The organism is Bradyrhizobium sp. WCU1 (assembly GCF_053474805.1).
This window is the reverse complement of record NZ_CM130280.1, coordinates 1208963-1228946: the sequence shown is the minus strand read 5'-3', so window position 1 is coordinate 1228946 and position 19984 is coordinate 1208963. Positions and strand designations below refer to the sequence as shown.

General features: G+C 65.0%; 19 protein-coding genes. 14 read left to right on the top strand and 5 right to left on the bottom strand.

Features of this window, described 5'->3' with window-relative positions:
• Positions 1–18 precede the first annotated feature (18 nt).
• Positions 19–375, bottom strand: a complete 357-nt coding sequence (locus ACTUWL_RS05620) for a hypothetical protein (RefSeq protein ID WP_021076296.1) — start codon at positions 373–375, stop codon at positions 19–21.
• Between the two features lie 36 nt (positions 376–411).
• Complete coding sequence (locus ACTUWL_RS05615; protein ID WP_035649653.1) at positions 412–1104, bottom strand: GntR family transcriptional regulator; 693 nt, start codon at positions 1102–1104, stop codon at positions 412–414.
• A gap of 174 nt (positions 1105–1278) precedes the next feature.
• Between ACTUWL_RS05615 and ACTUWL_RS05610 the strand changes: the two genes are divergently transcribed.
• The 4 genes from ACTUWL_RS05610 to ACTUWL_RS05595 all read left to right on the top strand — a co-directional run bounded on the left by ACTUWL_RS05610 (position 1279) and on the right by ACTUWL_RS05595 (position 6193).
• The gene (locus ACTUWL_RS05610) at positions 1279–2982 is read left to right on the top strand and encodes an IlvD/Edd family dehydratase (RefSeq protein ID WP_021076294.1); all 1704 of its coding nucleotides are present in this window, start codon (positions 1279–1281) and stop codon (positions 2980–2982) included.
• Positions 2983–3146: 164 nt separating this feature from the next.
• Entirely contained in the window at positions 3147–4148 is a 1002-nt protein-coding gene (locus ACTUWL_RS05605) for a TRAP transporter substrate-binding protein (RefSeq protein ID WP_021076293.1), read from the top strand.
• Between the two features lie 138 nt (positions 4149–4286).
• Positions 4287–4856: a TRAP transporter small permease gene (locus ACTUWL_RS05600; RefSeq protein WP_021076292.1), complete on the top strand. Its 570-nt coding sequence runs from the start codon at positions 4287–4289 to the stop codon at positions 4854–4856.
• Positions 4853–6193: a TRAP transporter large permease gene (locus tag ACTUWL_RS05595; RefSeq protein WP_035649647.1), complete on the top strand. Its 1341-nt coding sequence runs from the start codon at positions 4853–4855 to the stop codon at positions 6191–6193. Before ACTUWL_RS05600 ends, ACTUWL_RS05595 begins: the two co-directional genes overlap by 4 nt.
• 8 nt (positions 6194–6201) lie before the next feature.
• Here ACTUWL_RS05595 and ACTUWL_RS05590 read toward each other — a convergent pair whose 3' ends face one another.
• Positions 6202–6993 carry an enoyl-CoA hydratase/isomerase family protein gene (locus ACTUWL_RS05590; protein ID WP_035649674.1) on the bottom strand — a complete coding sequence of 264 codons (792 nt, stop codon included), beginning with the start codon at positions 6991–6993 and terminating at the stop codon, positions 6202–6204.
• 259 nt (positions 6994–7252) lie between these two features.
• Between ACTUWL_RS05590 and ACTUWL_RS05585 the strand changes: the two genes are divergently transcribed.
• Positions 7253–8470: an NAD(P)/FAD-dependent oxidoreductase gene (locus ACTUWL_RS05585; RefSeq protein ID WP_021076289.1), complete on the top strand. Its 1218-nt coding sequence runs from the start codon at positions 7253–7255 to the stop codon at positions 8468–8470.
• Positions 8471–8570: 100 nt separating this feature from the next.
• Here the strand turns inward: ACTUWL_RS05585 and rbsK are convergent, their stop codons facing one another.
• Both rbsK and ACTUWL_RS05575 read right to left on the bottom strand, forming a co-directional pair.
• Positions 8571–9506: a ribokinase gene (rbsK, locus tag ACTUWL_RS05580; protein WP_021076288.1), complete on the bottom strand. Its 936-nt coding sequence runs from the start codon at positions 9504–9506 to the stop codon at positions 8571–8573.
• A gap of 22 nt (positions 9507–9528) precedes the next feature.
• Positions 9529–10422, bottom strand: a complete 894-nt coding sequence (locus ACTUWL_RS05575) for a sugar kinase (protein WP_021076287.1) — start codon at positions 10420–10422, stop codon at positions 9529–9531.
• Between the two features lie 222 nt (positions 10423–10644).
• On the opposite strand from ACTUWL_RS05575, the gene ACTUWL_RS05570 reads away from it, so the two are divergent.
• The 9 genes from ACTUWL_RS05570 (at position 10645) to ACTUWL_RS05530 (ending at position 19968) form a co-directional block, all read left to right on the top strand.
• On the top strand, positions 10645–11505 hold the full coding sequence (locus ACTUWL_RS05570; protein ID WP_021076286.1) for a VOC family protein: 861 nt from the start codon (positions 10645–10647) through the stop codon (positions 11503–11505).
• A gap of 300 nt (positions 11506–11805) precedes the next feature.
• On the top strand, positions 11806–12459 hold the full coding sequence (locus ACTUWL_RS05565) for a TetR/AcrR family transcriptional regulator (RefSeq protein WP_021076285.1): 654 nt from the start codon (positions 11806–11808) through the stop codon (positions 12457–12459).
• Positions 12460–12613: 154 nt separating this feature from the next.
• Complete coding sequence (locus ACTUWL_RS05560) at positions 12614–13423, top strand: ABC transporter permease (RefSeq protein WP_021076284.1); 810 nt, start codon at positions 12614–12616, stop codon at positions 13421–13423.
• 58 nt (positions 13424–13481) lie between these two features.
• Positions 13482–14480: an ABC transporter substrate-binding protein gene (locus tag ACTUWL_RS05555; protein ID WP_021076283.1), complete on the top strand. Its 999-nt coding sequence runs from the start codon at positions 13482–13484 to the stop codon at positions 14478–14480.
• Positions 14481–14483: 3 nt separating this feature from the next.
• Positions 14484–15329, top strand: coding sequence for an ABC transporter ATP-binding protein (locus tag ACTUWL_RS05550; RefSeq protein ID WP_021076282.1), 846 nt, complete (start codon positions 14484–14486; stop codon positions 15327–15329).
• Between the two features lie 14 nt (positions 15330–15343).
• Positions 15344–16750 (top strand): hypothetical protein, encoded by a 1407-nt coding sequence (locus tag ACTUWL_RS05545; protein ID WP_021076281.1) that lies wholly within the window; start codon positions 15344–15346, stop codon positions 16748–16750.
• Positions 16747–17898 carry a Gfo/Idh/MocA family protein gene (locus ACTUWL_RS05540; RefSeq protein WP_021076280.1) on the top strand — a complete coding sequence of 384 codons (1152 nt, stop codon included), beginning with the start codon at positions 16747–16749 and terminating at the stop codon, positions 17896–17898. The genes ACTUWL_RS05545 and ACTUWL_RS05540 overlap by 4 nt, the downstream gene beginning before the upstream one ends.
• A 13-nt stretch (positions 17899–17911) precedes the next feature.
• A complete protein-coding gene (locus ACTUWL_RS05535) occupies positions 17912–19105 on the top strand; it encodes a dihydrodipicolinate synthase family protein (protein ID WP_021076279.1) in 1194 nt (397 codons plus the stop codon).
• Positions 19105–19968, top strand: coding sequence for a sugar phosphate isomerase/epimerase family protein (locus ACTUWL_RS05530; protein WP_021076278.1), 864 nt, complete (start codon positions 19105–19107; stop codon positions 19966–19968). Before ACTUWL_RS05535 ends, ACTUWL_RS05530 begins: the two co-directional genes overlap by 1 nt.
• Positions 19969–19984: the final 16 nt, after the last annotated feature.

The window sequence follows — 19984 nt, the reverse complement described above, 5'->3', positions numbered from 1 at the left end:
CATGCTTCAGCCGTTCGATCAGTTCGCCATTGGCCTCCCGCCGCAGCCCAGCGTGTAGCAGTGCGTCCGCGCGATCTGCATCGGCTCGTCCTGGTCGATCCGCAGGCTGATCGTGCCTTCCAGCATGGTCCGCGTGCCGACATTGGCAGTGAGCAGCGCGCGCGTCGGGCTCTGCGGCGAGATGCTGATGGTGCCGCCCGAGGGCGCGCACTGGCCGCGTGCGGCAGCGGCAACGAAGCAGCTCGCCTCGGTCAGGCAGGTCTTGGCCCAGGGCTCGTAGGTGAGTTCGGTCGCGCGCGGGTCGGCCGCCTCCGCAATTCCGCCGAGCGAAAGCTGCACGGCGAACGATCCCATCAACAAAGCCACGTAGCGCATCGCCGTCTCCCCTTCACGAGGAGGCCGCGTATCGCGCTATTGCGGCTTTTTGTCGTTGGAGATGCGGACCAGATAATCCGCCTTGCTGTACTGCATGTGATCGACGCAGAGCTGCGCCAGCGCCCAGCTGTCGCGGCCCTTCAGGAGCTCGATCATCAATTCGTGCTGGCGGCGCGACAGCGCGAGGCCTTCGCTGTCGGCGAGGTTCTTGGCGCGCATCGGCAGTGTCAGGTTCATGTAGTCCTGCAGTGAGCGCACCAGATAGGGATTGCCGCAGGCCGAGAACAGCGCGAGGTGGAATGCGTCGTTGGTCTCATGGATGCCGCGCATGTCCTGCGTGTCGGCCTTGAGGCAGTAGTGCCGCTGCAGCTCGCTCAGCTGGTCGATCAGGCTGTCCGGCGCGGGCAGGGCGATCATCAGCGCGGCCTGCCGCGTCAGCATCTCGCGCACCTCGTAGATCTGCCGCACCTCCTCGGCCGAATAGAACCGCACCGTGGCGCCGACATTCTTCTCGCGCAGCACGATGCCCTGGCGCTCGAGCTGGAACAGCGCCTGGCGGACGAAATGCCGGCTCGCGCCGTAGCGCTGCATCAGCGTATCCTCGACCAGCCGCAGGCCAGGCGCGAAGCGGCCGAAGATGATGTCCTCCTCCAGCCGGCGGATAACTTCCGCCTGTTCCTCCTCGCGCGAGGGGGCCAGGAGTTCGGGCGGGACGGGCTCGGCTTTCATGGGCTCTGGGCTTCGGGGGCGATGCCCTGAGGTCAGCATGATGCTCTGGCCATTGTCAATAATGAGAGCAATTTTGCCGCGGAGCAGCCACCCGCTGCCGCCGGATTATCTCATATTGACAATAATTCCGGCCGCTCCTTAAGTGCGACCTGATAACCACGGGACGAGAAGAAAATGGCCGACGGACTTCGCAAGGGACTGACCAGCTACGGTGACGCCGGCTTCTCGCTGTTCCTGCGCAAGGCCTTCATCAAGGCGATGGGCTATTCCGACGACGCGCTCAATCGCCCGATCGTCGGCATCACCAACACCTACAGCGACTACAATCCCTGCCACGGCAACGTGCCGCAGATCATCGAGGCGGTGAAGCGCGGCGTGATGCTGTCGGGCGCGATGCCGTTCGTGTTCCCGACCATCTCGATCGCCGAGAGCTTTGCGCATCCGACCTCGATGTATCTGCGCAACCTGATGGCGATGGATACCGAGGAGATGATCCGCGCCCAGCCGATGGATGCGGTGATCGTGATCGGCGGCTGCGACAAGACCCTGCCGGCACAGCTCATGGCCGCGATCAGCGCCGACCTGCCGACGGTGGTGATTCCAGTCGGGCCGATGGTGGTCGGCCATCACAAGGGCGAGGTGCTCGGCGCCTGCACCGACTGCCGAAGGCTGTGGGGCAAGTATCGCGCCGGCGAGATCGACGACAACGAGATCGAGGCGGTGAACGGGCGCCTTGCGCCCTCCGTGGGCACTTGCATGGTGATGGGCACGGCTTCCACGATGGCCTGCATCACCGAGGCGCTCGGCCTGTCGCTGCCGATGAGCGCGACGATCCCGGCGCCGCATGCCGAACGCTTCCGCTCCGCCGAGGCCAGCGGCCGCGTCGCCGCCGAGATGGCGAAGACCAAGGGACCGAAGCCGAGCGAGATCCTGACGCCGGCCTCGTTCCGCAACGCCCAGGTTGTCATGCAGGCGATCGGCGGCTCGACCAACGGGCTGATCCACCTCACCGCCATCGCCAACCGCTCGCCGCACAAGATCGACCTCGAGGCGTTCGACAGACTGGGCCGCGAGGTGCCGGTGCTGGTCGACCTCAAGCCGTCGGGCGAGCATTACATGGAACACTTCCATCATGCCGGTGGTGTGCCGAAGCTGATGGCGCAACTCGGCGACCTCATCGATCTCGACGCGAGGACCATCACCGGTCAGACCTTGCGCGAGGTCGTGGCTAATGCAGAGGACGTGCCGGGGCAGGATGCCATCCGCTCCAAGGCAAACCCGATCAAGTCCGAAGGTGCGATGGCGATCCTGCACGGCAATCTCGCGCCGCGCGGCGCCGTGATCAAGCAGTCGGCGGCGAGCCCAAAGCTGTTGCAGCACACCGGCCGCGCCGTGGTGTTCGAGTCGGTCGAAGACATGACGCTGCGGGTCGATGATCCCGCGCTCGACGTGACCGCTGACGACGTGCTGGTGCTGCGCAATGCCGGCCCGAAGGGCGCGCCGGGCATGCCGGAGGCGGGCTACCTGCCGATCCCGAAGAAGCTGGCGCGCGCCGGGGTGAAGGACATGGTCCGGATCTCTGATGCGCGCATGAGCGGCACCGCGTTCGGCACCATCGTGCTGCACATCACGCCGGAGTCCGCCGTCGGCGGTCCGCTCGGACTGGTGCGCAACGGCGACATGATCCGGCTCGATGTCGCCAAGCGCAGCATCGATCTGCTGGTCGATGAGGCCGAACTTGAGAAGCGTCGCGCAGCGCTCGCGCCGGCCGGCACGCCGGACTGGGCGAAGCGCGGCTACGCGCATCTCTTCAACGAGACCATCCTGCAGGCCGACGAAGGCTGCGATTTCGACTTCATGAGCGCCAAGGGGAAGTAAGGGGAAGTAACGCGCGCCAAGTTCGGCTATTTGCTGAATTGTCGATAATTTCTGTAATGCGGCGCTCGTTCGCGCCTACGATGAGCTGATTACCTCTGTTTTATTGACAATCCCGCGAGACTGGTGGGATGATCGCGTCAAGCAAAAACAGGGGGAGCGTCGCGATGGGCACTTCAGCCGGGATCGTCGGGATAGCCATGGCCGCGGCAGCGCTGCTGCTGCCGTCGAGCGCCGGCGCACAGGAGGTCAAGCACTTCCGTTTCGCCTATGACCAGCCGCGCAACACCGGCTATTCGGTCGCCGGTGATCTGTTCGCCGAGAAGCTCAAGGAGTTGAGCAAGGGGACTCTGGTCGTCGATCAATATCCCGGCGCGCAGCTCGGCCAGGAGCCCCAGCTGCTGCAGCTCGTGAAGTCAGGGGATATCGAGTTCGCGATCATCTCCTCCGCCAACACCGCGACGATCTCGCCGCAGGCGGGCGTGATGTCGCTGCACTTCCTGTTCCGCAACGAGGCCCATGTCATCAAGGCGCTGGCCGACCCAAAGGTGTTCGACGCCATCAAGACCATGATCGACGACACCGCCCAGGGCCTGCATGTGATCGGCACCGGCTCGCAGGGCGTGCGTCACATCTACAGCAAGAGGGAAGTCCACAACGTCGGCGACATCAAGGGCATGAAGGTCCGGGTGCAGGCGACCGCGACCGAGGATACCATGTTCCCGGCCTATGGCGCGCAGACGGTGCACATGCCGTTCGGCAGCGTCTACACCTCGCTGCAGACCGGCGTGGTCGACGCCGCCGAGAACAGCATCAATGTCTATCTGGTCAACAAGCATTACGAGGTCGCGCCGGTGCTCTCGATCACCGAGCACGAGGCCAACAATGCGCTGCTGTTCGTCTCCGACAAGCTGTGGCAGAGCCTCTCCGCCGAGCAAAAGCAGTGGGTGCAGGCTGCCGCCAACGAGGTCAGCGCCAAGGAGCCGCAGAAGGCGTTCGAGCTCGAGCGCAATGCGCTGACCAAGCTGAAATCGTTCGGCGTCAAGGTGGTCGAGGATGTCGACAAGAAGAGCTTTACGGCGATCGCCGATCCCTATCTCGACAAGCTCGCCAGGGAGCTCGGCCCGCATGCCGAGAAGATCAAGAACCTGATCCGCGCGATCAACTAGACGAGCGTCGTCCCGGCGAAAGCCGGGACCCATACGCCGCGGCCTTTAATTAAGCAATTGGGTTGCCGACTTTTCTGCACAACTCGAGCCGGGGTTATGGGTCCCGGCCTTCGCCGGGACGACGAGGAATTTCGAGCCATGGCCATCGCCGACAGACTGGTGCTGCAACGGCAGCGGCATCTGAAGTGGCGGGCGCTCGATCGGCTCGAGTTGGTCCTGATGATGCTGTGCGGGCTGTTGTGCTTCGGCTTCTCGCTCTCGGTCACCGCCGACATCGTCACCCGCACCATCGGCCACCCCTGGCTGTGGCTGCAGGAGGTGACCTCGACGCTGTTCATATACGCGATCTTCATCGGGGCCGCGGTCGCGACCAGGCGCAATGATCATCTCTATCTCACCGCGCTCTCGGAGGCGATGCATGGCCGGTCGCGGCTGGTCGTCGAGATCATCATTCGGCTGGTCGTGCTGGGCGTCGCCTTCTGCCTGGTCTGGTATGGCTATCAGAACTACCTGCGCGGCTTCGGCAGCTTCCGCCTGCCGTCGGGTACGCCGATCGCCTCGCTCTATGCGGTGATCCCGCTGTCGGGAATCCTGATCGGCCTGTTCACGATCGAGCAACTCGTCAACGGCATCCGCAACGGCTTTGACCATCCGGAGCCGCCGGACGAGGACCTCGCGATCCCTTCGACCACGGGGGCGCAGCCGTGAGCGCGCCGGTGGTGCTCGTGCTGATGTCGTCCTGCTTCCTGTTCTTCGGCTATCTCGGCGTGCCGGTGCCGTTCTCGCTGATGGCCGGCGTGTTCGTCGGCGCCATGCTGTCGGACGTCTCGCTGGCGGCGATCATCCAGAAGATCTTCGACGGCGTCGATTCCGAGGCGCTGCTTGCGATCCCGTTCTTCCTCCTGGTCGGCGAGCTCATGAGCTCCGCGAATGTCGTGGTCCGCATCGCCAACCTGTCGGTCTCGCTGGTCGGGCATATCAGGGGCGGGCTGTCGCAGGTCGTCGTCGTGTTCAGCATGTTCTTCTCGGAGATGTCGGGCTCGACCACCGCCGATGTCGCGGTCATGAGCCGCGCGCTCGGCGGACCGATGAAGCGGGAGGGCTATGAGCCGGCCTTCATCGCCGCGATCATCGCCTCGGCCTCGACGATTGCGGCGCTGGTGCCGCCGAGCATCACGGCGGTGGTCTATGGCGCGGTCGGCAATGTCTCGATCGCCGGCCTGTTCATGGCAGGCGTGGTCCCCGGCCTCATGATCGGCTTCGGGCTGATGATCTACTGTTATTTCTTCGGGCCGTCAGGCCTGCGCAAGCCCCGCGCGCCGCTGCGCCAGGTCGTGTTCGCCGCCGGTGACGCCGCGCTGCCGCTGATGATCCCGGTGATCCTGCTCGGCGGCATCCTGACCGGCTGGTTCACGCCGACCGAAGCCGGCGTAGTCGCGGTCGCCTACATCATCATCTTGGTGATCCCGGCGCTGAACCGCGGTCACCTGAAGAAGATTCCGTACGATTTCTGCCTCGCCGGCCTGATCTTCTCGCTGCCGCTGATCACGATCGGCGCCGCGAATGCATTCGGCTGGATGCTCGCCTATCTGCGCGGCGCGATCTACATCGCCGACTGGATCACCTCGATCGCCGGCAACGATCCGCACCTCATCATGCTCTTGATGGTGCTGCTGTTCACGGTGGTCGGCGACTTCATCGAGCCGGTGCCGACCATCATCATCTTCATGCCGCTGGTCAACGCGCTGACCCAAGCCGGCGACATCAACGGCGTGCACATGGGCGTGGTGCTGATCGCAACGCTGGCATTCGGCCTGATCACGCCGCCCTACGGGCTCGTGCTGCTGATGGCCTCGAAATTCGTCGGCATCAGCTTTGCAAAAGCGCTGCGGGCGGCGCTGCCGATCTATGTCGTGTTCCTGGTCACGATCTGTTTCACCATCTATTTCCCGAAGGTCGTGCTGTGGCTGCCCAAGCAGGTAATCCCGGAGTCTGTCGGCTGTTTCAAGGCGCCCGGCGGTACCGGATACATCTGCCCGAACTAGCCGGACCGCTACTTCGACTTGCTGGTGAACTTCTTCACGGCGACGCGGAAGTCCTCGGTGTGCATCGACGTGATGATCTTGTGCTCCTCGGCGTCCAGCTGCTGCCTGGTCGGTGTGGTGACCGCCTGATAGACCAGTGATTTGGTCCCAGCGATCGCGGCCGGCGGATTTTTCGCCAGGCGCTCGGCGAGTTGCCTTGTGGCCGCCTTCAGCTCGGCCGCGGGGACGGTTTTGACGACCAGCCCCCATTCATAGGCCTGTTGCGCGGTGAAGCCGTCCTCGGCAAGGAAAATCTGCAGCGCGCGACGGGTGCCGACCGTGCCCACGATGCCGACCGTGCTGCCGCCGTCCGGCGACACGCCGATCTTGGCATAGGCCGGCGTGAAGCGGGCATCGTCGGCGGCGATGCACAGATCGGTCACGAAGGCGAGGCCCATGCCGGCGCCGGCCGCCGAACCATGCACGCTCGACAGCACGATCTTCGGCATCCGCCGCACCGTCTCGATGAAGGCATGGTAGTGGCGCAGCATCTCGCTGACCACCGGGGTGACATTGTTGGTCTCGGCGGCGGCGCCGATCGTCTGCAGATCGCCGCCGGCGCAGAAGGCGCGGCCTTCGCCTTCGATGACCAGGACGCGGACGTCCGTGTTGGTCTCGACCTCGGCGCTGAGCTGCTCCAGCTTTTTGGCGATCGTCAGGTCGATCGCGTTGAATGCGGCCGGCCGGTTCAGCGTGATGGTCGCGATGGCGCCGTCGATGCGGAGCAGAGCGGGGTCGTTGGCGGAGGCGGGATCGGGCATTTTGAAGACCTTGGGCTTGTTGGTTCGGGCCATTTAAGGCCCTGGCGCGAGCCGTGGCAATCCGCCTCCGTATCGGAGGCGGTTCTGCGGTGCCTGGATTTGCTGGAGACCCCCTTGCGTCCGCGCCGGCCATCAGGCCAAATGGCCGTCAGCCTTCGGTACGCAGACACGAGCGCTGTGGGGACGGGGCAAGCAAGCTAACATCGACAAGAGGAAACAGCATGGGTCACTCCTGCTCGCGCGAATTTGGGTTGTTCCGATGACAGGCTCGGTCATCATCGTCGGCGCCGGACATGCCGGCTTCCAACTCGCGGCGTCGCTGCGCCAGGCGGGTTTTGCGGAGCGCATCGCCCTGATCAATGACGAAGGCCATTTGCCGTATCAGCGGCCGCCTTTGTCGAAGGCCTATCTGAAGGGGACCGGCGGGCCCGAGACCTTGATGTTCCGGCCCGAGAAATTCTACCACGACAACAAGATCGAGCTGATCACCGATCGGGCGCACGCGATCGACCGCAATGCGCGGAAGGTGGCGCTCGCCTCCGGCGCGTCGCTCGACTACGGCCACCTGGTGTTCGCGACCGGCGCGCGGAACCGGCTGCTCGATATTCCGAACGCCAGGCTGGACGCGGTCCGCTACCTGCGCATCCTCGATGAGAGCCATGCGCTGCGCGAATTGCTTGCGCCCGGCATGCGCGTCGTCGTGATCGGCGCGGGCTTCATCGGGCTCGAATTCGCCGCCACCGCACGGGCCAAGGGTCTCGAGGTCGATGTGGTCGAGCTCGCATCTCGGGTGATGGCGCGCGCGGTGACCGCGGAGATTTCCGAGTTCTCGCAGGCGCGCCACGCCGCGGCCGGCATCCGGATTCACCTCGGGGTGCAGGTCACGGCGATCGAGGCCGATGGTGCCAAGGTCACCGGCGTCAGCCTGAGCAACGGCACGCACATCCCGGCCGATCTCGTCGTGGTCGGCGTCGGCGTGCTGCCGAATGTCGAGCTTGCCGCCGAGGCAGGCCTGCCGGTCGCATCGGGCATCATCGTCGACGAGCATCTTCTGACCGCCGATCCCAATGTCTCCGCGATCGGCGATTGCGCGCTCTACACCAGCAAGCGGTTCGGCGGATCGCTGCGGCTGGAATCGGTGCAGAACGCGACCGACCATGCGCGTTGCGTGGCGTCGCGGCTGACCGGGAAGACCGAGGTCTATGACGGCCTGCCGTGGTTCTGGAGCGACCAGGGCCCCGACAAGCTGCAGATGGCGGGGCTCGCCACCGGCTACGACCGCGTGGTGGTGCGCGGTGACCGCGCGCAGGGCGCGTTCTCGGCATTCTGCTATCGCGGTGACAGGCTGCTCGGCATCGAGTCGGTCAATCGCGCCGGCGATCACATGTTCGGCCGCCGGCTGCTCGGCGCCGGCGGCTCGATCACGCCGGAGCAGGCCGCGGATGCGAGCTTTGATTTGAAGAGCGCGCTGGCGTAGTTGGATCGTCGTCCCGGCGAAGGCCGGGACCCATACGCCGCGGCCTCTCGATTTGAGGCGGTGCGGGTTGACGTCAGTTCAAGACAATGGAAGCCGGTGGTTATGGGTCCCGGCCTTCGCCGGGACGACCCGTGGAAAGAACGGCGCTAACCTCCTGCGCCGTCGGCATCGACGGCGCAGCGCCCATCCGTTGCACGCAAATCGAGGCGGCGGCGTTGGCATAGGCCAGGGCGTCGCCGAGCGGCTTGCCGCCCGCGAGCTGCGAGGCGAGGGCGCCGACGAAGCAGTCGCCGGCGCCTGTCGTATCGACGGCCTTGACCTCGCGTCCCGGCACCAGCAGCGGCTGGCCTTCGACCAGCGCCAGAACGCCGCGTTTGCCGAGCGTGACGCAGACGGTCTTGCCTTGCCCCAAGCTTCGCGCCGCCTCGGCAAGGCGGGCGGGTGCGTCGCTGTCGCGCAGCTCAGTTCCCGTGAGGAATCCAAGCTCGGTCTCGTTCAGGATCAGGATATCGACCAGATCCAGCAGCGCCTTGTCGGCCTGTTTCGCCGGTGCCGGATTGAGGATCGTGGTGGCGCCGGCGGCGCGGGCGCGCTGGAAGAATGCGGCGATCGTCGGCAGCGGGATCTCGAACTGGCTGACCGCGACGTCACCCTTCACCATGGCAGGCACCGCGACATCACGAGCATCGACGAGCCCGTTGGCGCCTGGCACGACCACGATGGTGTTGTCGGCATTGGCAATGGTGATGATCGCCGTGCCGGAATGCGCACCAGCGGTGGTCTTGACGAGGCTGAGATCGACGCCTTGCGCGACGAGGAACGCTCTCAGCTCCTTGCCGAACGCATCGGTGCCGAGCCTGCCGATGAGTGTGGTCGCAACGCCGAGTTTTGCCGATGCCACGGCCTGATTGGCGCCCTTGCCACCGGGAAAATAGAGCACGGCCTCGCCGGCCACGGTTTCGCCGACCCGCGGATGGCGCTCGGCGGTCGCCACCACGTCCATATTGATGCTGCCGGCGACAAAAACGTGCCTCATGGCCTAGCCTCGATCCGCCCGATCAGGCCTCGGCGCGGAACTCCTGCTTGACGGCCGCGATATCGGCCAGCGTCGGCAGGCCGGCCTCGTTGCCGAGCTTCTGGATCTTGTAGGTCGACGCCGCACGCGCGAACTTGAAATGCTCATGCCAGCCCTTGCTCGGATTTGAGAGGTAGGAATAGATGTAGGCGCCGTGGAAGACATCGCCCGCGCCGTTGGTGTCGATCACCCGTTCCCGCGGTATCGGAAAGGCCGGCAAGGTGCGCACCACGCCCGCTTCGTCGTACCAGAGCAGGCCGCGCTCGCCCATGGTGACGCCGCCGACCGTGCAGCCGCGGCTCTTGAGATAGTCGAGCATCTGCTCCGGCGTCTTGTCCATCTGCTCGCACAGCCGCTCGGCGACGATCGCAATATCGATGAAGGCGAGCAGCTCGTGGGTGTTGGTGCGCAGGCCGCCGCCGTCAAGCGAGGTCAGGATGCCGGCTTCGCGGCACAGCTTCGCGTAATGGATCGCGGCGTCCGGTTGATGGCCATCGATGTGCAGCGCGCGGCAGCCATCGATGTTCAGCAGCGGAAAGGGGTGGATGTGCTGGTCGTCGCGGCAGCGCACGATGGCGCGCTTGCCATCGTGGGGCATGATGAAGGACAGTGAGGAGGAGTTGACCTTGCGGGGGTGGAACGAGATGCCGTACCTGTCGGCCATGTCCCAGAACATCCGCCCCAGCCAGTCATTGGCCATGGTCGCGATCAGGTCCGGCTGGATGCCGAGCTTGGCGCAGCAGAACGCTGCGGTTACGGCGTTGCCGCCGAACGACACGGCATAGGCGTCGGCGACGTGCTTCTCGTCGCCGACCGGCATGTGATCCGTGATGAAGGTGACGTCGATATAGGTCTGTCCGATGAAGAGAGCCTGCATTCGCTTTCCGTCGTGGCTTGGTGTGGTCCCGGCCGGCACGGCAGACTAGCACCGCTGCTCGGCCGATTTCGCTGAAATTATTCGCAACTTTGGCTGGTTGTGGCTAGAGATGTGGGCAGCCGCGCGGCGCTGGCATTCGGCATAATGGCGGCCCGCTGCTCGCGGTTCCGAGGTTGCGTGAGGGAGAAGCATCATGACGGCAGATTCGGGGAGGCCCGTGCCATGATTACCGGTCTTGACCACATCGTCGTCCTGACCGGCGACATCAGCGCTGCCAGTGCCGCCTACGAGACGCTGTTCGCGCGGGCGCCGGCCTGGCGCAACAGCGGCGACGGCGCCGACCGCGTGCTGTTCACGCTCGATAACACCACGCTGGAATTGATGGCGCCGCGCGGCGACGATGCCGCCGCGCAACGCGTCCGCGGCGCGCTCGTCACCCAGGGCGAGGGGCTTGCGAGCCTCTGTTTTCGCACCAGCGATATCAAGAGGACGCATCGCAGGCTCGACCGGCTGACGCTGAAGCCCGAGCCGGTCGCCGAGGTCGAGAGCCGCGACGATGTCAGCGGTGCCACGCTGTCGTGGAAGCGCACGCGCGCTGCGACCGACACGACGCGCGGCGTGCGGATGTTCTTCCTGGAGCGGGAGCAGGAGCGGCCGCTCTCGGTGCGCACCACGCCGGCCTCGATCACGGCGATGGATCATGTGGTGGTCTCGACCGCCGATCCGGAACGCGCCGCCGCGCTTTACGGCGCGCGGCTCGGGCTCGACATGGCGCTCGACCGCTCGCATCCCGAGTGGGGCCGGCTGATGTTCTTCCGCTGCGGCGATCTCGTCGTCGAGGTCACGCACCGGCCGGGCAAGCAGAGCAACAAGGTGGAGGCCGACGCGCCGGACCGGCTGCGCGGGATCTGCTGGCGCGTCGCCGATATCGATGCCACGCATGCGCGGCTGGTTGCCGCCGGCGTCGACGTCTCGGAGATCCGCGCCGGCCGCAAGCCCGGCACGCGGGTGATGACGGTGCGCAACGGCACGTGCGGTGTGCCGACGCTCCTGGTGCAGCCCTCGCAGGGGAAGCCAGACTAGGGCGCAGGTTGTGCGTGCGTCGTCACGGCAGCGTGCGTGGCGCTTTCGTCATTCCGGGGCGTGCGAAGCACGAACCCGGAATCCATCTAGCCGCAAGCTCCGTGGATGGATGGATTCCGGGCTCTCGCTTCGCGAGCCCCGGAATGACGAAGGGACAAGAAATATTCCCGCACGCCCGTCGCGACAACATTCGTTCTCAAACGTCGCGCGTCATGCTACGTTCATCAATCCAGCATCACCGGGCGATTGATTTTGGCGAAGGCAAAGCGAATACAGAGATGGCAGCGCGACCCGGAAGGGATGCGGCTGCGGATTCTCGAGGCGGCCAAGCAGGAATTCGCCACCCATGGCCTCGCCGGCGCGCGGGTCGATCGCATCGCGGCCAATGCCGGCGCCAACAAGCGCATGCTGTACTACCATGTCGGCAACAAGGAGGATCTCTATCTCGAGGTGCTGGAAGGCGCCTATGAGAAGATCCGTGCCGAAGAGCGCACGCTCGACCTCGAGCATCTCGATCCGCCCGAGGCGATCGGGCGCCTGATCGCCTTCACCTGGAACTATTTTCTGCGCAATCCCGAGTTCCTGGCGTTGCTGAACACGGAAAACCTCGCCAAGGCAAAGCACCTGAAGCGCTCGACCAAGGTCAAGTCGATGCACTCGCCGTTCGTCGAGATGATTCGCACGGTGGTGACGCGCGGCGTCGAGAGCGGCGATTTCCGCGTCACGGTCGATCCGGTGCAGCTCTATATCTCGATCGCGGGGCTTGCGTTCTTCTATCTCTCCAACAGCGCCACCTTGAGCGTGATCTTCGGCCGCGACCTCCTGAAGAAGGACGCCCGCGACGAACGTCTCGAGCATATGATTGCGCTGGTGCTGGCGGCGTTGACGGGTAAGTCCACCGCCGCGTTCGGGGTGATGCCGGTGCGGCACGCCGCGGAACACCGCGTGGTGTGACGGCTCGCGGTTCGTCCGCAGCCCGTATCCAGAAAGTCTCGTCTGGCGAAAGTATGGGATTCCAGCGCGATTTCGTCGCGTGCCGGGGGCTGGACAGTAATTATCCAACAGGTTAATTTCTAACCGAACGAGAGAAACTGCAAGGGAGTGTGACGTGGCGGAGGCAAGGAGCCCTTCGGGCCTGTCGAAGGTGCTGAATGCGGCGTGGGTGCGCCCGTTCCTGTTCCTGATCGTCATCGTGGCGGCCTGGGATCTCTCGATCCGCCTGTTCCACATCCCCGCCTATCAGATCCCGTCGCCCGGTGACGTCGTTACGGTGCTGATCAGCGACTGGCCGGAACTGCTGCGGCAGTCCTGGCCGACCACCTATGCGACGCTCTGCGGCTTCCTGCTCTCGGCGCTGTTCGGCATTCCCACAGCGATGCTGATCGCGGGCTCGAAGACGGTGGAGAGCTACGTTTATCCGCTCCTGGTGTTCTCGCAATCGGTGCCGAAGATCGCGATCGCGCCGCTGTTCGTGGTCTGGTTCGGCTTCGGCATCGTCCCCAAGGTGATCTCCGCGTTCCTGCTCGGCTTCTTCCCCGTCGTGGTCTCGGCGGTGCAGGGCTTCAAGTCGGTCGATCCCGACATGGTCGATCTGGCGCGCGCAATGCAGGGCAGCCGCTTCAAGGTGTTCTGCGCGGTCAACCTGCCGCACGCGATGCCGGCGATATTCTCCGGCCTGAAAGTGTCGGTGACACTCGCGGTGGTCGGCGCCGTGGTCGGCGAGTTCGTCGGCTCCAATTCCGGCATCGGTTATGTGATGCAGCGCTCGATCGGCACCTTCGACCTGCCGACGATGTTCGCCGCGCTGGTGATCCTGGCGCTGCTCGGCGTCATCCTGTTCTGGATCGTCGACCGCATCGAGCGGCTGGTGATCCCCTGGCACGTCAGCCAGCGTGACGACATCAGTTTTGCGTCATAGCGCAGCAATCGGACAAGCGGCCCATCCAAGGGCCGCGGACAATAGAGGGAGAGCATCCATGAAGCGTTTGATTGCGGTCGCCGGCGCCGCATTGGCCTGGACCGCACTGGCGATGGCACCAGCGTCCGCGGCCGACAAGGTCGTGCTGATGCTGAACTGGTACGTCTATGGCGAGCACGCGCCGTTCTACTACGGCAAGGCCAAGGGCATCTACGCCGCCGAGGGCATCGACCTCGAGATCCAGGAAGGCCGCGGCTCGGCCGCGACCACACAGGCGGTGGCGGCCAAGACCGCCGATTTCGGCTATGTCGACGTACCTACCATGATGCGCGCCGCGGTGAAAGGCGCGCCTGTGATCGCAACCGGCGTGCTGTTGCAGACCAGCCCGATGTCGGCGATGGGCTTCGTCGACAAGAACATCAAAAAGCCGGAGGACATCAAGGGCAGGACGGTCGCGATCACGCCCGCGGATTCGATGACGCAGATCTGGCCGCTGTTCCTGAAGAAGACCGGGCTGAAGGAAAGCGACTTCAACACGGTTGCCGGCGACGGCCAGACCAAGCTCAACGCCGTCATCAACGGCCAGGCCGATCTCCTGCTCGGCTATGTCATGGACCAGTCGATGAAGATCAAGGACGCCACCGGCAAGGACGTCTATCCGATCAAGTTCGCCGACTACGGCATCAACATGGTGTCGTCGGGCATCATCGCGAATTCGGACTATGTGAAGGCCAATGCCGACCTGGTCCGCCGCTTCATGTCGGCGACGACAAAAGCGGTGGAGGCTGCGGAGAAGGACCCGAAGGCGGCCGCGCAGTCGATCCTCGATGCCAACCCGAAGGGCGGCAAGATCGAGACGCTGACGCAGGGTTTTGAGCTCACAATCCCGCTCTATCGCACGCCGGCGACCAAGGACAAGCGGCCGTTCCAGGTCACCGACCAGAACATGACCGAGTCGGTCGATTTGATGGTCGAATATGGTGGCCTCGACGCCAAGGCGAAGGCCAATCCGAAGGCGTTCTACACCAACGACTATCTGCCGAAGGGTAATTCGTAAGCCATGAAATCGGCGATCAAGAGCGCTGCCGAGCAGCCCGCCGCGCATCTGCGCCTGGTGTCCGACCGCGCGCCCGGCGCCGCGCCGGGCATCAAGCTGTCGGGCGTGTCGAAGACCTACCGGTCGCGCGACGGCGACGTGCCGTCGCTGCGGCCGCTCGACTTCACCATCAATGACGGCGAGTTCTTTGTCGTGGTCGGGCCCTCCGGCTGCGGCAAGTCCACGCTGCTGAAGATGATCTCGGGCCTGCTGCCGCCGACGACGGGGCAGGTGCTGGTGGACGGCGAGCCGGTGACGAAACCCCACGGCAATGTCGGCATCGTGTTCCAGAACGCCCTGCTGCTGCCGTGGCGCAATATCCTCTCCAACGTGATGCTGCCGATCGACATGAAGCGGCTCGCCCGGGACAAATATCTCGACCGCGCCAAGGGGTTGTTGAAGCTCGTCGGCCTCGAAGGCTTCGAGAAGAAGCTGCCCTGGCAGCTGTCCGGCGGCATGCAGCAGCGCGCCTCGATCTGCCGCGCGCTGGTGCACGATCCCAAGATCATGCTGATGGACGAGCCGTTCGGCGCGCTCGACGCCATGACGCGGGAACGGATGAATGTCGAACTGATGCGGATCCAGCGCGAGACCGGCAAGACGGTGCTGTTGATCACGCACTCGATTCCCGAAGCCGTGTTCCTCGCCGACCGCGTGCTCGTCATGACCGAGCGGCCCGGCGCGATCGCGGCGATCTACGACGTGCCGATGCCGCGGCCGCGTTCGCTCGAGACGATGTCCGATCCCGTCTTCACCGAACTGGTGCAGCGGATCCGCAAGCATTTCTTCACACAGGGATCGCTGGACTAACGCCCGAGCTTTCAATGCCGCTTCGCCTCGCTGTCAAAGATATCGCCTTCTTCGAACGGCCGCTGCCCTTCGTCCGGCCGTTCCGCTTCGGCGCGGTGACGATCAATGCGGCGACGCAGGTTTTCGTGCGGGTCGAGATCGAGGTCGAAGGCAAGGGCCGCGCCACCGGCGCCAGCGCCGAGATGCTTGCGCCGAAATGGTTCGACAAGCGGCCGCATCTGACCGAAGCCCAGTCGCTCGACGGACTTCGCCGCTCGCTGGCGATTGCACGCGAGTTCTATCTGGCGAACGGAGCCTTTGATACCGCGTTCGGCCTGCACGCCGCGTACATCGGTCCGCAGGTCGCGGCCTGCGCTGCGGAAGACATTCCGCAGCTTGCCGCGAGCTTTGGCCCGGCGGAGATCGACAAGGCGATCCTGGATGCGCTGCTGCGTGCGGCCGGCGCAAATGTCTTCGACGGCATGGCCGGCAATATCGCCGGAATCGACGGGCGGCTGACGCCCGATCTCGGCGATCCAGACATCGCGCGGTTCCTGTCCGCCCGCAAGCGCCTCGACCGTGTCGCCGTCAGGCATACGGTCGGGATGGATGACACGATCGAAGGCGAGGGCGGTGTTGCCGACGCAAACGAAAATGCCGGTGCACGCTATTTCAAGCTCAAGCTGAACGGCGATCCGGCGCATGACGCAGCGCGGCTGGCGCGGATCGGCGACGAGCTCGCCAAGCTGCCTTACGCCACCAAGATCACGCTCGATGCCAACGAGCAATACGCGGACCTTGCCGCGCTGAACGCGCTGGTCGACCGGCTCGACCATGACGAGGCACTCAAGCCGATCGCTGCAAACCTGCTCTATATCGAGCAACCGATGCCGCGTGACGTCACGAAAGCATCGCCGCTCGGGAAATTGGCCGGGCGCAACTTCATCATCGATGAGGCCGACGATTCCTATGACGCGTTCCCGCGGGCGCGGGCGCTCGGCTATCGCGGCATCTCGTCGAAATCGTGCAAGGGCATCTACAAATCGGTCGTCAATGCCGCCCGCGCGGCGGCGTGGAGCGCGGATGGCGACCGGTATTTCATCAGCGGTGAGGACCTGACCTGCCAGGCCGGCCTCGGTGTGCAGCAGGATCTTGCGCTCGGCGCGCTGATCGGCGTCACCCATGCCGAACGCAACGGACATCACTACGTCGACGGCTTTGCCGACACCCCGGCTGACGAAGCCGACGCCTTCCTCACCGCGCATCCCGATCTCTATACACGCGCGGGCGGCAAGGTCCGCCTCGCGATCCATGACGGCGATCTCCTGACCGGATCGATCGCCGCAGTACCGGGCTTTGCCAGTTCGATCCATCCGGACTGGTCCACCATGCAGCCGCTCAAGCGGCCAACACCACGCGTTTCGCAGGAGCAGACAGTATGACGACCAAACGCCTCGGCCTGATCATGAACGGCGTCACCGGCCGGATGGGGCTCAACCAGCATCTGATCCGCTCGATCGTCGCGATCCGCGAGCAGGGTGGCGTGTTGTTGTCGAATGGCGACCGCATCATGCCCGATCCGATCCTGGTCGGGCGCGACGCCGAGAAGGTCGGCGCATTGGCAAAGCGCTACGGCATCGAGCGCCACACCACCGATCTCGATCGCGCGCTGGCCGACAAGGACGATACCGTGTTCTTCGATGCCGCGACGACGCAGGCACGGCCCTCGCTGCTGACCAAGGCGATCAACGCCGGCAAACATGTCTATTGCGAGAAGCCGATCGCGACCAATCTCGAGGAAGCCGTCGCGGTCGTGAAGTTGGCCAATGCCAAGGGTCTCAAGCACGGCACCGTGCAGGACAAGTTGTTCCTGCCCGGCCTGAAGAAGCTCGCCTTCCTGCGTGACTCCGGCTTCTTCGGCCGCATGCTCTCGGTGCGCGGCGAGTTCGGCTATTGGGTGTTCGAGGGCGGCTGGCAGGAAGCGCAGCGGCCGTCGTGGAACTACCGCGCAGAGGATGGCGGCGGCATCATTCTGGATATGGTCTGCCACTGGCGCTACGTGCTCGACAATCTGTTCGGCGAGGTCGAGAGCGTGGTCTGCATCGGCACGACCGATATCCCAGAACGCTTTGACGAGAAGGGCAAGAAGTACCAGGCGACGGCCGATGATTCCGCCTACGCCACCTTCCGCCTGAAGGGCGGCGTGATCGCGCATATCAACATGAGTTGGGTGACGCGGGTCTACCGCGACGACCTCGTCACCTTCCAGGTCGACGGCACCCATGGCTCGGCCGTTGCCGGACTGACCGACTGCGTGATCCAGGCGCGCCAGGCGACGCCGCGGCCGGTGTGGAATCCGGACGAGAAGCGGATGCACGATTTCTATGCCGACTGGCAGAAGCTGCCCGAGAACGTCGTCTACGACAACGGCTTCAAGGAGCAGTGGGAGATGTTCATTCGCCACGTCTGCGAGGATGCGCCCTACAAATACACCTTGCTCGAAGGCGCCAAGGGCGTGCAGCTTGCCGAGTGCGCGCTGAAGAGCTGGAAGGAGCGGCGCTGGATCGACGTCGCACCGATCGCCGTCTGAGAGGGACCTTGCCATGAACAAGCCAGTCCTGCCGATGTCATCCCTTTCGCTGAAGCTGCCGACCGCCGATGGGGGCCTCGAGACCTATCGCCTGGCGGCGTCGCGGACCTTTCCGGCAAAGCTTGAGGGCACGCTCAACCGGGTGGCGTTCTCTGCGGCCCATGTGGTTGCCGATCCCCGCGCCGACGTCGATCCCTGGCTGACGGCTGCGATCGACTGGGACAAGACGATCGCATTCCGCGAGCACGTCTGGGACCTCGGCCTCGGCGTCGCCGAGGCGATGGATACCGCGCAGCGTGGCATGGGGCTGGACTGGGCGACCTCGCTCGAATTGATCCAGCGCTCGGTCAGGGCGGCGAAGGCCAGGGGCAATGCGCTGGTGTTCTCCGGCGCCGGGACTGATCATCTGGCGGTAGAAGACGCAAGGTCGATCGACGACGTCATCCGTGCCTATGAGGAGCAGATCGCGGCGGTGGAGAAGGCCGGTGGCCGCATCATCCTGATGGCCTCGCGCGCGCTGGCAAAGCTCGGCAGGACCGCGGACGATTACGCTGGGGTTTATGACCGCGTGCTGTCGCAGGTCCGCGAGCCCGTGATCATCCACTGGCTCGGCGACATGTTCGATCCGGCGCTGTCAGGCTATTGGGGCACGGCCGATCTCGACAGGGCGATGGATACGGCGGTCGCGATCATCAACGCCAATGCGGCCAAGGTCGATGGCGTCAAGGTCTCGCTGCTCGACAAGCAGCGCGAGATCGACATGCGGCGGCGGCTCGACCCACGGGTGAAGATGTACACCGGCGACGACTTCAACTACGCCGAACTGATCGCCGGCGACGACAAGGGATTTTCCCACGCGCTGCTCGGCATCTTCGATGCGATCGCGCCCGCGGCGTCCTACGCCCTGTCGCGGCTCGCGGCGGGCGACGAGGCCGGCTTCCACGACGTGCTCGGCCCGACGGTGCCGCTGTCGCGCCACATCTTCAAGGCGCCGACCCGCTTCTACAAGACCGGCATCGTGTTCATGGCCTACCTCAACGGCCACCAGGATCATTTCACGATGGTCGGCGGGCAGGAAAGCGCGCGCTCGACCCTGCATCTCGCCGAACTGTTCCGGCTCGCCGACCAGGCGGGGCTGCTAGCCGATCCGGAAGCAGCGACACGCCGGATGGCGACGATCCTTGCGAGCCGTGGCATAGACGCCTGATGCGCGATTTTTCCAGAGATCACCGCTGGCTGTCGCTGAACACGGCAACCGTCCGCAAGCAGGGCGATCTTCTCGCCATCATCGAGGCCTGCGCGCGGCTCGGCATCCGCGCCATCGATCCCTGGCGCGACCAGGTCGCTGCCGTCGGTCTCGACCGTGCCGTGCGCGCGGTGAAGGACGCGGGGCTCGATCTGTCGGGCTATTGCCGCGGCGGCATGTTCACGGCCGATAACGCGCATCGCAGCGCGGCACGCGACGACAACCGCCGCGCCGTTGACGAGGCCGTCGCGCTCGGTGCCTCCTGCATCGTGCTCGTCGTCGGCGGCCTGCCGCAATATTCTCGGCCCGGCAGCGCGATGTCCAAGGACATCGCCGCAGCGCGCAATCAGGTGCATGACGGCATCGCCGAGATGCTGGACTATGCGAAGCAGGCAAGACTGCCGCTCGCGATCGAGCCGCTGCATCCGGCCTATGCCGCCGACCGCGCCTGCGTGAACACCACGAAGCACGCGCTCGACCTCTGCGACGCGCTCGATCCCGGCCGCACTGGTGCGATCGGCGTCGCGCTCGACGTCTATCACATCTGGTGGGACCCGGAGCTGATGGCCCAGATCGCGCGCGCCGGCAGGGACCGGCTGCTCGCATTCCATGTCTGCGACTGGCTGGTGCCGACCAAGGACATTCTCAACGACCGTGGCATGATGGGTGACGGTGTCATCGATATCAAATCTGTGCGCGCGGCGGTCGAAGCGCAGGGCTTCGCCGGCTATTCGGAGATCGAGATATTCTCGAATGACTGGTGGGGCCGGCCGCTGGACGAGGTGCTGCAGACCTGCATCGAGCGGCACCGGACGGTGGTTTAGGTCGGACGGCGCAAAG